Here is an 11,162-nt window from a genome sequence, read left to right as displayed (position 1 = left end):
GGGGGTCAGGCCAGCGGGTCGGCCGTGGTGTAGTGAAGGATCACCGGGATCACGGCCGCCTTCAGGCTGGCCGCGCCCTCTACCGGCAGATCGACCGGGCGTGGGGCTTCGGCCTCGATCCAGTCGCAGCGCCCGCCCAGCGTGCGGTCGGCGTCGAGCGCTGTGCCGATGCTTGCGACGAGGGTGTCGAAGGCCGCGTCACGGGCGGCGCCCTGGACGACAGCCTCGATCTCGGCGCGGTGCTGGTAGTGGTATCGCAGGGGCGACAGCGTCACCTCAGGTTCGCCCGGCTCGCCATCGCGCAGGATAAGCAGCCCCTCGCTCGGGATACGTTCGGGCAGCACCTCGCCGCGCAGGGCCGTGGCGGGCAACGCCGACAGCCGCGCGTGCAGCGCGGTGAGGATGTTTTCGCGAGCGGTTGCCATAGAGAAGCTCCCAAAGGATACTCACAGTAGCTGCACAGGAGCGACTATTGGCTACAGTTCCAGATGTTTTCATTATCGAGTCCTTGGACCCGGACGATGAGGGGAATGGACGATTCGAAGGCAGTGTCGTTTCCCATGTCCTACGGCTCCATGGAAAGAATCCAAAATACTCGTATGTCCGGACCAGAGAGCAGTTCGAGCAAGCTGCCTTGGATTTCGGGAAGTCACGGTACCGGTATTTGCATATCTCAGCACATGCTGAACCTGAGGGGATGTGTACGACAAACCAAGACGAGATCGATTACGACGAGCTAGCAGAAATCTTGGCTCCACACCTTGGCGGTCGACGGTTGTTCCTCTCCGCCTGCTCGATGGTTCATGAGGACATGGCGAAGGAAATCATCCCCAAAACAGGGTGCTATTCCGTGGTCGGGCCGCGCGAGGATATTCCATTCACAACGGCGGCGGTGTTTTGGCCGGCCCTTTATCACTTGATCTTCACAATCAAGGACACCGCGATAAGCCACGGGACATTGAAGGAAAACCTTCTTAGAGTTTCCGATCTGTTTGACACAGAGATCGGTTACTTCTCAAAGTCGAAGAAGCTCAAGCGTGGATACACGTCGGACATAATGAAAAGGCGACGCTAGAGCTTTTCCTCCACCCAGTTCGCCACGATCAGCCCCGGCACACCGTCCAATGCCCGCTCCGCATCCCGCGCCAGGTCCAGCCGCTTCGGCAGCTTGACCTGTGGCACCAGCAGGAAGATCGGGACTGTGACCACGCCCCGGCCGGTCTTCGAGCGTGATGCCACGGCGCGGCCCTTGGTGTTCAGCCGCCCTTCTGCGACGAGCAGGCTCGGCCACGCGCGCCGATAGACGAAGCGCAGGCGCAAGCCCGAGCGGCGCTCCCATTCGCCGGGGGTGATCCGGCCGCCGCGCAGGGATTTGCCTGCTGCGGGCAGCGGGATCGCTAACCAGAAGCCGTTTTTCGAGCGGATCAGCGGCCCGGTGTCATGGGCGCCGATGATGACCGGGGCCCTCGACCACACAAGCGCCGCCGCGCTCAGGCTGGGCTTGCCCTTCGGGAACTGCTCGGACCGGATGGTGCGGGCGAGCCGGGCCCCGAGACCCGCGCCAGTGATCTGCGCGCGCCAGGCGTCCTTCAGCCCGGTCCCGGCCTCGCGCATGGCGGCCGTCACGGCGCGTTCGCCGGCCGCGACCTCCGCCTGCATCATCGCGACGATGTCGGGATCGATGTCGAGCTTCAGTTTCACCCGGGCCTCAGATCGACGGTCCAGACCAGCCGCTCGCGATCACGGACGGGCTCGCCCTGAATGAGGAACGCGTCACCGTCGATCTCGATGCGGTCACCGGGGCGTGGGTTGGCCACCTCGGCGACGCGCAGGTCAATGCGGGTGGTCTCGGACCAGAGCCGCGCATCGCCGAAGTCGGTGATCGCATCTGCGCGCCGGGCAACGACGCGCACCGGCTGGGGCGCGCCGCCATCGGCGATGTAGACCGCGTCCCGGCCGATGTTCGGATCGGCGAAGAGGGCGCCGACGGCGGCTGCGAAGGCGCTCATCAGAAGCTCGCGTTCAGGCGCACCCGGCCGATGGTGTCGCCCGCGCCGCTGGCCACGGCCTCGGTCGCGACACCGATGAGGGTGTTGTCGGTCGCGACCGTGGTGCAGCGCTTGTTGGTGTTGTCCCAATAGACCTTGGCGCCGACGGTCCAGGCCTGGGAGCCGACCTTGGTCAGATCGAACACGCCGACGAGTGCTGCCTCGACGGGCTCGCCGAGGGCGGCGGCGCCCGAGGCAACGCCGAAGATGGAGCCGACGAGCAGGCCATCGCCCGAGGCGACGGCGTAGGGCGCGGTCAGGGTGATGGTGTTGCCGGGCTGGACGTAGTTTTTCATGGGGAGGATCCTCGTGGAAAGATGAAGGGCGGCCCGTCAGGACCGCCCGCATGTCAGGGTTCAGGATGGAGTTCAGGTTACGCGCCCGGGTTCTTGTAGAGGCCGCGCCAGTCGATGGCCTTGGCGCCGAAGTCGAGGCGGCACTTGATCTCGACCCCGTCGACGTCGAAGCCGTTGCGCGTCTCGATATAGGCGCCCTGCTGGCCCTCGAGATAGGCGTATTCGATGGTGTCGATCTGGTTGGGCGAGGCCGCCAGATACCAGGCGGTCTCGCTGGCGGCGTCGAGGCGCGGCTCGCTGATCGGCGCGAGGGTGCGGATCGACTGCGGCACCACGCTGGAGGTCGCGGCGGGCAACAGATTCTGGGCGACCAGCTGCTCGGCCTTCAGCTCCAGCGAGGCGGGAACGATCAGGAAGGCGGGCCGAACGTTCAGCACCGTCTTCTTGTCGAGCCCGGTCTGCTTGGCCATCGCGGCGCGGGCCGCCCCCACCGCATCGACCGCCAGCGCCGTGCCGGTGCCCGCGAGGTTCTTGTGGGTCGTGTGGAACAGCGCGTTGCCGTCGGCCATCGCCGGGTTGGCGGTGATGATCCCCCAGACCACGTCCGACTCCAGCTGCGCAATCGAGTTGCCGTACATCGCCGGGATCCGGGTGAAGGCGTCGAGATCGTCGTTGATCAGCGTCTGGCGAGTGATGGCGACCACCCGGCCATAGGTCTTGACCTTGTAGCTCTCCTTGCTCTCGCCGAGCGTGCCGCGTTTGAACTCGCCGCTCTCGCCGACCTCGAGCAGCTGCGGGGCTTCGCCCAGCTGGACCCGGTGCATGGCCTTGAAGTCGGTGGCCAGCACCTGGCGGCAGAACAGCATGAAGGTTCGTGGATAGGCCTCGTAGGCCTGCCGCAGGGTCTTGTTGGTGACGGCGGACAGGATCTCGGGGAAGTCCGAGGTCGAATGCAGCGCGCGCGTCGCCACCTCGTCGCGCGACAGGCCCCGCGTGTTCACCCCCGCATTGCCGAGGCTTTCGCGGGCCAGTTCCAGCAGCGTCATGCCGCGATACTGGCGCGCGGCGTCTTCCAAAGTGAAGAGCGTCGGGCTGTAGCGGTGCAGCAGCGCGTTCGCCACCGCGTCGCGGCGGGTGATGCGCTCGTCCCGGCCGCCGAGCGGGACGGAGACATTGGGGAAGGTCCGGGTCTCGTCCGACTTCGCCGCGACCTGGTCGAGGATCAGGCGGCGGGATTCGTCGACGCTGATACCGCGCTTGACCAGATCCTCGGCGAAGCTGCGCACGAGGTTCAGGCGGCCCGCCAGATCGTAGATGGTGGAGACACGGTCGCGCTCGGCCTCGCGGGCTCGGGTGGCGATGGCCTCGGTGTCGGGCGCGGGCGTTGCCTGCGACTTCGGCTGGTTGCGCGTCTGCGCCTCAGCCGCGCCGGTCTTGTCGTCGGTCATGGGGGTATCCTCGGTTTCGACCGGCTCGGTCGGCTGGGTGGTGGCGGGGGTTGCGGCGGTTGCGGCGTCGCTCGCCTGGGTCTGGGTCTTGTCCGTCATCGGGGATGCTCCTTCTTGCGTGGGGGCGTCCCGGCGATGGAGGACGCAGTCGTGATGTTCGCCCTTGGCGCGGAACCCCGCGGCCGGGTCGGCGCCGACCGGCACGGCTGAGACCTCGAACGGCGTCCAGTCGACCGCCCGCCAGAGCTCGCGCCCGCCATCGGGCTTGGAGATGTCGAAGCGGTGGACCTGGTAGCCGATGGAGACCGCCCGGATGTGCCCGGCCTGGATGTCGCGCCAGATCGGCTCGACATCGGCGCGTTCGCTGATCCGTACCTGCGCGATGCCGCGTCCGTTCTCGATGCGCGCGGAGCCCGGCACGACCGAGCCGATGACGGCGTCGAGCGTGTCGACCTCGTGCACCTTCAGGAAGGGCGCGCCCGCGTTCAGCCGGTCGAGCCGGACATGGGCGGGATCGAGGCTCAGCTCCTCGTCATAGGGCTCGCCGAAGAAGCTGGCGCGGCGGACGCGGGCGCCTGCCGACCAGATCACCTCGACGGTGCGGGCGTCCGGGTCGACGCTGTTCGGCGCAAGCTCCGCCGACCGGCGCATGGCCGGCAGTGCGATCATCGTGTTCATGGGGTCAGTCCTGCTGGTCGCCGCCGGGGTCGCCGGGGTCTTTCGTCTGCGCGCTGCCGGTCTTGGTGACGCGGCGCGGGTCGCTGTCGAGCACGAGGCCGAGGCCGTCGAGCTTGGCGTTGGTCGCGGCGATTTCCGCGAGGACCGCGTCCGGGTTGTGGCCTTGCCGGGCGATGGCCTGCGCCAGCGTCATGGTGCCGGTCCGGATCGCCAGAAGATCGGCCATCGCGTCCTTGTAGGGATCGACAGCGTCGAACTTCGGCGGCGACCATTCGACGGGGACATCCGGCGTCGGGATCTGCCCCGCTGCCCACGCAGCCTCGGTGAACCAGCGCCAGACCGGAGCGCAGAACATCGGGATGAAGAGCTGCCACTGCACGGCGTCGATCATGCGGCGGAACTCCACGAGCCCCGCCCGGATCGAGGAATAGTTGACCTGGCTGAGGTCCCCGGTCAGCAGCTCGTAGGGCACCCTGAACCCGGCCGAGATCGTGTGCAGGCTCGCACGCTTGTACTCGCCGTATCCTCCGGTGGCGGCGGGCTGGTTGAACCGGATGTCCTTCCCGCCACGGGCATAGGCGATCAGCCCCGGCTCGAACTGCTCCACCCGGTTGCCATCGGCATCGACCACCGAGGGCGCGATGCCCTGCTGCGCCTCGTCGTCGCCGAAGACGATGGCGGTGACGCAGGCCTCGGTCTTCTTGCGGACCAGTTCCGCGACCTCGTAATCGTCGAGATCGCGCAAGCTGCGGATCACCGGCGCGCCCCAGGGAACGCCGCGCGCCTGTGTGCGCTGCTTCTCATAGATGTGGGCGATCTCGGCCGCAGGGACCGCGTGCGATCCGAGCCCGCCCTGCAGCGCGCCCCAGACGTCGCCCGGATGCTCCTTGTGCAGCCAGTAGGCCCGGCGCTTGCCGACCGCGTCGAACTCGATCCCCTGGACCAGCCGTCCCGCGCCGAGAGCGCCGGATTTGGTCGCGTCGAGGAAGTCGGCTTCCAGCACCTGCAATTGCAGCGGCACGGGCAGGCCATCCGCGGCGCGGCGCAGACGGCGGCGCACCAGAACCTCGCCCGCCTCGACCATCTCGCGGCAGATCAGCGTCTGCAGCCCATAGAAATCGAGCTGGCCGTCAGCGTCGCACTCCGCCGTCCAGCGCTCGAAGAGGTCGTCGACGCGGCGGTCCAGCGCCTCGTCCCCGCTTGCGGCGCGCGGCATGATGCCCGCACCGACGATATTGTTGACCAGCACCGCCACGGCCTTGGCCGCATGCGGGTTGTTGCGCACCAGATCCCGCATCCGGTCGCGCAGCAGCGCCCCGGCCACGCCGATCTCGGTGTCGGCCGAGGATCCCGGCGCACGCCAGCCCTCTGTCCTCCGCCCGCGCGCGGCGCCGTCATAGCCCCGCGTCAGGGTCTCGAACGCCTGACGCGCCATCACGCGCCGGGCCGCCATGCGCGGCGCCACCGTGGCGATGGCGTGATCGAACCAGGTCGCCGACATCAGCGATCCCCGCGCGAGAAGCCTGCGAGCCCGGCCACTGGCAGCGGACGGCCGACGCCCGCGATAGCCCGCTCGATGGTGCGGATGCGGGCCAGCAGATCCTCGGCCGAGCCATAGTCCACCGACTTGCCGTCATAGCTGACACGGGTCGTGCCGCTGGCATAGGCCCGGCGCAGCGCCGAAAGTTCGGTTTCCGTCCAGTCCATGCCCTTCGCTCCCGCTCAGTGCGTTCGTTCCCTTGCGACGCTCCACTGGAGCCTCGCATCCGCTGCGCGGACCGGTCCTCACCATGTCAGAACCATCCTCCGCGCCGTCCGAGCCAGTCGGAGCGGCGCTTGCCCTGCGGGGCCTGTCCCGGCCGGTTGATCTGCCCGGCGGGATCGCTGTCGGTGGGGGCCGCCCCGAGCTGATCCTCGAGGTCGCGCCATTTCTCATCGGGCCAGCGGTCCGCGCCCGCGATCCAGGCGGCGGCGCGGGCATAGACCCGGCAGTCCAGCGCCTCGTTGCGCTCGCGCAGCTTCTGCCATTCCAGCCGCGCGAAGCCGCGCTTCGTGCGCACCGTCACCAGCTGTTCGGCCACGAACTGCTTCAGCCATTCGTTCTCGACCCAATGCGGCAGGTGCACCGAGCCGGGTGGGAACGCCGCCCCGTCGGCCATGTCCTCCTCGGTCGGCCGGGCCAGCCGGAGGAAGCGGTAGGTCTCGGCCTTGAAGGTCGAGACCGCCACGGTCCAGAGCCGCGCCCCGCGCCGCAGGCGTTTCCCGCCCTCGGTCGCGTCGACGAAGGTCGGCCCCGAGACCGGGCTCGAGCGGTTGAACCCCTCGACGCCCTTGACCGGCGAGACCTGCCCGAACCCCTGCGCCCGCGACCAGGAATAGACCGCCGGGGCCTCGTAGCCGGTGTCGACGGCGAGCCGCGCGATCCTGAGATGCGCCCCCCGCTCGTGCGGCCAGCTTCGATCCAGCAGCGCGGTCAGCTCCGACCAGGCGTCATGCCGGTCGGGCCCGCCCTCGATCACGACGTGATCGACGAGCCAGGACTCAAGTCCGCGACCCCAGGCCCAGACATCGACCTCGATCCGGTCCTTCTGCACATCGGCCCCGGCGGTCAGGAACAGCCCGCCCGCTGGCACCGTGCCGGATGTCCAGCGCTCGCGGCGGTCGTAGAGCCGCTGCCAGTCCGGCGCTTCCCCGGTTTCGACCCAGGTCTCGCCGAGGATCGTGTTGCGGAACGCCTTGATCGCCTCGTCCGACCCCTGCGCCGCGTCCCAAGCTCGCACGATCCGCTCCCAGCTCAGCCAGCCGATCGGCGAATAGAGCGCCGAGAGGTGATACCCGACCGTGGTCGGATCGGCGGCCATGGCGGTCGCGCGCCATTCGCCGCCCTCCAGCATGGCCGTCTTGTGGTGCTCCGCGATTGCCGCGTCGCAGCCTTCGCAGTGATATTCCGCCGTCTCCGGGCGGCCCTTCTGCCAGCGCAGCCGGTCGAACTTCAGCCATTGCGCATGGCCACAGTGCGGGCACGGCACGAAGAACCGCCGCTGGTCGCTCGCCTCGAACTCCCGCTCGATCCGGCTCAGCCCCCGGATGGTCGGGGTCGAGACCAGGAAGACCTTGCGGCGGTGGGCGAAGGTCAGCGACCGCGCCTCGGCCAGCGTGACCGGATCGCCTTCCTCGTCGGCCGAGGCCGGATAGGCATCGACCTCGTCGAGGAAGATGTAGCGCGCCGGGGTCGACCGCAGCCCGACGGCCGAGTTCGCCCCGGTCATGATCAGGATGCCGCCCGCGAACTCCTTCGACAGCATCGTGTTGCCCGCGTCGCGCGAGCGCGCGGGCTTCACCCGCTCCCGCAGCTCGGGGCTTTCGTCGATCAGCGGGTCGATCCGCTGCCGCGAGTTGCGCTTGGCCAGTTCCACGGTCGGCTGGACGGCCAGCATCGGACCCGGCGCCTGGTGGATGGCGAACCCGATCCAGTTGTTACCCGCCTCGGTCGCGCCGACCTGCGCCGCCTTCATGAACACAATCCGCTGCGTGGGATCGCCGGGGCTCAGCCGGTCCATGATCTCTCGCATGTAGGGCGTGCGCACCGTGCGATACCGCCCGGGCTCGGCCGAAGCGCGGCCCGAGAGCATCCGGTGCCGGTCCGCCCATTCCGAGACGGTCAGGTCCGGGTCGGGCCGCAGCCCGTTGCCCCAGGCGCGCAGGATCTCGCCCGCGCCGTCGAAGTCCGTCAGCGCGTCATCGTCACCGGAAGTCGGGCCGGACCTCGGCAAGCTCGTCGAGGTGGGCGCGTACATGTTTTTCCAGGACCTTCTGCATCGCGGCTGGCTCCACGGTGATCTGCTGGCCCGTCGCTTCGCTGCATGAGCCCGAGATCTCGGCCGCCATCAGCGCCGCCGCACGCGCGGGCCAGTTCACCCATGCGTCCCGGACCTCCCGCGCCAGGCGGAACACCAGCGACAGCGCGCGGGCCCGCTCGATCAACTCCCCCTTCAGCTTCTGAAGCCGGATGCGGCGCTCCTGCGCCTTCAGCACCTCGTTCGCCGTCTTCGCCTGCAGGAAGGTCGTGCCGCCGCCGACCGCCGGGACCGCCAGCCCCTGTTCGCGCAGCGTGTCGCCAACAGCGGTCACCGCCGCCTCGGGGACGGGCTTCAGCTTCGGCGCGGGCGGCTTGCGAGTCTTGGACGGGTCCGTCGTCTCGGCGCGCCGGGCATCGCTGGCGGACGCGTTGATGCTGCCGTCCGGATAGAGGACCAGCCGCTCGGCCGTCTTCGCCTTCTGGATCGCGCCCCGCGACAGCCCGACATGGGCGGCGTACTGGCGCTCGCTCATGCCCCGCATCGACGGCCCCGATTATTATTCAGAATCATATGCTTATAGAGTTGATAAGCCTCGCGGGCAGAGGGAACGTGTCTCCACAAGGACGATGCAACTCACCACGGAGCCACCCCGATGACCCGCCGCAAGACCGACCCCGCCGCCGCCCGCGATGCCCTGATCCTGGAGATCGCGCAGCGCCGCTTCTTCCTCGAGACGCTCGAGACCCGGAACTCCGACCGGCTCGACTTCCACGATGTCGCCGTCTGGGCGATCCGCGACGCGCTCGCGGAGGCCTATGAGGCCGGACGTCGCGACGCCGCCCAATCCTGAAAGGACCCTGCCATGAGCACATCCACCATCCGCATCGACCACGCCGCCCTTCCGGACCAGTTCGACCGCTCGCGCCCCGATGCCGTTGCCGAGGTGATCGAGACCGCCCTGCGCGAGGACGGGATCAGGGCCGAGGTCTCGGACGTCATCTCGCACCTCAAGATCGAACTGCCCACCGCGCAGCTCGCCGCCGCCAGCGCATCGCTGGTCGGGATGGGGCTGATCTGAGCGGGATCGGCCAGAAAGCAATCATATGGCTCTGAATTGCCTACACTTTCCGGCCCTGGAGAGCGATTCTGATTGCACAAGGACGATGTAACTCAGCCCAAGGACCACCGCCATGACCAGCACCACCATCGCCACCCCACGCTTTGAACTCCGCGCCGAGAAGGCGCGCCGCAACAAGGAAGCGGCCCTGAGCGCCTTCATCGGCAAGAAGGCCGAGATCGACGAGATGCTCGCCCGCCTGCAGGCACTCAGCGACGACCATTTCAACTGCCATCCCGACGAGGCGGGCTGGGCGATGGTCGGCACCCTCGAACACTACGCCAGCCTCCTGAAGCGCATCACCGACAGCGCCTTCGGCGAAGGCGAACACGCCCGCTGATCTCCGGCACTGCCGGAACACCTGCCGCGCGCCCTGCGCGGCTCGGGGTCGTAGAAGGCGCCGCATGTCGCGGGCCCGAATACGGAGACGACCCCATGACCCAGATTCAGCTTTCCGACGCCCAAGCCGTCATCCTGTCCACCGCCTGCGCGCGCGAGGACGGGATGGTGTTTCCCGTCACCGCCAGCCTCAAGGGCGGCGCCGTCGGCAACGTCTGCAAGAGCCTCCTCAAGCACGGGCTGATCGAGGAGGTGTCCGCCACCGACCTCAACACCGTCTGGCGGCACGACGATGAACATGGACCGATCACCCTGCGCGCCACCCCGCTGGCCTACAGCACCCTCGGGATCACTGAGGATCCGGAGCAGCAACAGGACGGTCGGGCCGAGACCACGCCCGAGCCCGTCCGACGCCGCAGTGGCACCAAGCAGGAGGCACTGATCGCCATGCTCCGCGCCGAGGGGGGCGCCACCATCGAGGAGATCGTCGCCGCCACCGGCTGGCAGGCCCACACCGTTCGCGGCGCCATGTCCGGCGCCCTGAAGAAGAAGCTCGGGCTCGAAGTGAGCTCGGAGAAGGTCGAGGATCGGGGGCGCGTGTACAAACTTCCCGCCGCCTGACGCACCGGACCCCGACAAGTTGATGGCCGCCGTCCCTCCGGGGCGGCGGTCGATCATTTGGCGCTCCGCATCCGGATCGCCTCGAACACCCGCCGCAAGGCGAAGGAACGCGCGATCGATACGATGGTGAAGATGGCGCCCATCTTCAGGTTCTGCGCCAGCGTCGTGTGCAGCCCGAAGACCGGGAAGATCAGGATTTGCGTCGCGACCGCGACGCCGTAGCCGACGACGACGTTGGCGACGGACTCGACCAGCGACATGAGGCGGGACTGCTTCACGCCGCTGCCTCATCCATGGTCCAGCAGTTCAGCCGCCAGAGTTCGCAGCGCATGCGCCGCAACCAGGGGGACCACGCCATTGCCACAGAGGCGAAGCCGGTCCACCCGGTGGGCCAGCCCATCAGCGCCTCGACGAACAGCGGGTTCAAGGTCCGGCGCGGCTCGGAGGTATCGCTCCCAGCCATCGGCGTCACCAGGACCTGGCGGCCAAGCAGGCCGTTCACCGGCGTGTTCGCCAATGTCGTCGCTCCGTCCTTGTGGTCCCGAGCCGTCGGCGTCATCCACATGCGGCTGGCGTGGGTCAGATCGGCCGACCGACGGTTGCCCGCACTCGGCTTGCAGCCGTCGTTGGCCATCGGCGTCGGCCAGTCGCGCGCCATCCGGTCCAGACCCTTTTCGTCCTTCCGTTCGCCGCCCCGACTGCGGAAGCTGTCGATCTGCGGCGTGGGCCAGAGCGCGGCCGTCGTCGCGAGGTTCATCCCGTGCTGGCCCGCTGTCTGCGAGGGTGTCGGCTTCGTCTGCCGGTTCTCGTTGGCG

The 11,162-nt window shown here is 68.5% G+C and carries 16 protein-coding genes; 5 read left to right on the top strand and 11 right to left on the bottom strand.

Annotated elements, in window-relative coordinates:
* Positions 1-5 precede the first annotated feature (5 nt).
* Positions 6-425, bottom strand: coding sequence for an acyl-CoA transferase (locus tag G8O29_RS16210; protein ID WP_166404273.1), 420 nt, complete (start codon positions 423-425; stop codon positions 6-8).
* A 47-nt stretch (positions 426-472) separates the two neighbouring features.
* On the opposite strand from G8O29_RS16210, the gene G8O29_RS16205 reads away from it, so the two are divergent.
* A complete protein-coding gene (locus G8O29_RS16205) occupies positions 473-1,075 on the top strand; it encodes a hypothetical protein (protein ID WP_166404272.1) in 603 nt (200 codons plus the stop codon).
* Here G8O29_RS16205 and G8O29_RS16200 read toward each other — a convergent pair.
* The 8 genes from G8O29_RS16200 to G8O29_RS16165 all read right to left on the bottom strand — a co-directional run bounded on the left by G8O29_RS16200 (position 1,072) and on the right by G8O29_RS16165 (position 8,811).
* Positions 1,072-1,701: a DUF6441 family protein gene (locus tag G8O29_RS16200; protein WP_166404271.1), complete on the bottom strand. Its 630-nt coding sequence runs from the start codon at positions 1,699-1,701 to the stop codon at positions 1,072-1,074. The two genes, G8O29_RS16205 and G8O29_RS16200, sit on opposite strands and share 4 nt — an antisense overlap.
* Positions 1,698-2,009: a head-tail joining protein gene (locus tag G8O29_RS16195; protein ID WP_166404270.1), complete on the bottom strand. Its 312-nt coding sequence runs from the start codon at positions 2,007-2,009 to the stop codon at positions 1,698-1,700. The genes G8O29_RS16200 and G8O29_RS16195 overlap by 4 nt, the downstream gene beginning before the upstream one ends.
* The gene (locus G8O29_RS16190; RefSeq protein ID WP_166404269.1) at positions 2,009-2,344 is read right to left on the bottom strand and encodes a DUF2190 family protein; all 336 of its coding nucleotides are present in this window, start codon (positions 2,342-2,344) and stop codon (positions 2,009-2,011) included. Before G8O29_RS16190 ends, G8O29_RS16195 begins: the two co-directional genes overlap by 1 nt.
* Positions 2,345-2,421: 77 nt before the next feature.
* Entirely contained in the window at positions 2,422-4,470 is a 2,049-nt protein-coding gene (locus tag G8O29_RS16185) for a prohead protease/major capsid protein fusion protein (protein ID WP_166404268.1), read from the bottom strand.
* Positions 4,471-4,474: 4 nt separating this feature from the next.
* Positions 4,475-5,971: a phage portal protein gene (locus G8O29_RS16180; protein ID WP_166404267.1), complete on the bottom strand. Its 1,497-nt coding sequence runs from the start codon at positions 5,969-5,971 to the stop codon at positions 4,475-4,477.
* The gene (locus tag G8O29_RS16175) at positions 5,971-6,177 is read right to left on the bottom strand and encodes a phage head-tail joining protein (protein WP_166404266.1); all 207 of its coding nucleotides are present in this window, start codon (positions 6,175-6,177) and stop codon (positions 5,971-5,973) included. The genes G8O29_RS16180 and G8O29_RS16175 overlap by 1 nt, the downstream gene beginning before the upstream one ends.
* A gap of 86 nt (positions 6,178-6,263) precedes the next feature.
* Complete coding sequence (locus G8O29_RS16170) at positions 6,264-8,267, bottom strand: phage terminase large subunit family protein (RefSeq protein ID WP_166404265.1); 2,004 nt, start codon at positions 8,265-8,267, stop codon at positions 6,264-6,266.
* Entirely contained in the window at positions 8,215-8,811 is a 597-nt protein-coding gene (locus G8O29_RS16165) for a hypothetical protein (protein ID WP_166404264.1), read from the bottom strand. The genes G8O29_RS16170 and G8O29_RS16165 overlap by 53 nt, the downstream gene beginning before the upstream one ends.
* 111 nt (positions 8,812-8,922) lie before the next feature.
* Here G8O29_RS16165 and G8O29_RS16160 point away from each other — a divergent pair, with 111 nt between their 5' ends.
* From G8O29_RS16160 to G8O29_RS16145, 4 genes are all read left to right on the top strand, one after another.
* A complete protein-coding gene (locus G8O29_RS16160) occupies positions 8,923-9,120 on the top strand; it encodes a DUF6900 domain-containing protein (RefSeq protein ID WP_166404263.1) in 198 nt (65 codons plus the stop codon).
* 12 nt (positions 9,121-9,132) lie between these two features.
* The gene (locus tag G8O29_RS16155) at positions 9,133-9,348 is read left to right on the top strand and encodes a hypothetical protein (protein ID WP_166404262.1); all 216 of its coding nucleotides are present in this window, start codon (positions 9,133-9,135) and stop codon (positions 9,346-9,348) included.
* A gap of 112 nt (positions 9,349-9,460) precedes the next feature.
* Positions 9,461-9,727, top strand: a complete 267-nt coding sequence (locus G8O29_RS16150; RefSeq protein ID WP_166404261.1) for a hypothetical protein — start codon at positions 9,461-9,463, stop codon at positions 9,725-9,727.
* Positions 9,728-9,822: 95 nt separating this feature from the next.
* Complete coding sequence (locus G8O29_RS16145; protein WP_166404260.1) at positions 9,823-10,347, top strand: DUF3489 domain-containing protein; 525 nt, start codon at positions 9,823-9,825, stop codon at positions 10,345-10,347.
* A gap of 53 nt (positions 10,348-10,400) precedes the next feature.
* Here G8O29_RS16145 and G8O29_RS16140 read toward each other — a convergent pair whose 3' ends face one another.
* Positions 10,401-10,625 (bottom strand): DUF7220 family protein, encoded by a 225-nt coding sequence (locus G8O29_RS16140; protein WP_166404259.1) that lies wholly within the window; start codon positions 10,623-10,625, stop codon positions 10,401-10,403.
* Positions 10,622-11,104, bottom strand: a complete 483-nt coding sequence (locus G8O29_RS18565; RefSeq protein ID WP_242679144.1) for a hypothetical protein — start codon at positions 11,102-11,104, stop codon at positions 10,622-10,624. Before G8O29_RS18565 ends, G8O29_RS16140 begins: the two co-directional genes overlap by 4 nt.
* Positions 11,105-11,162 lie beyond the last annotated feature (58 nt).

It is taken from the genome of Rhodobacter calidifons (assembly GCF_011174775.1).
GTDB lineage: Bacteria > Pseudomonadota > Alphaproteobacteria > Rhodobacterales > Rhodobacteraceae > Tabrizicola > Tabrizicola calidifons.
The sequence above is the reverse complement of the archived record's forward strand: the minus strand, read 5'-3'. Positions and strand labels throughout refer to the sequence as shown.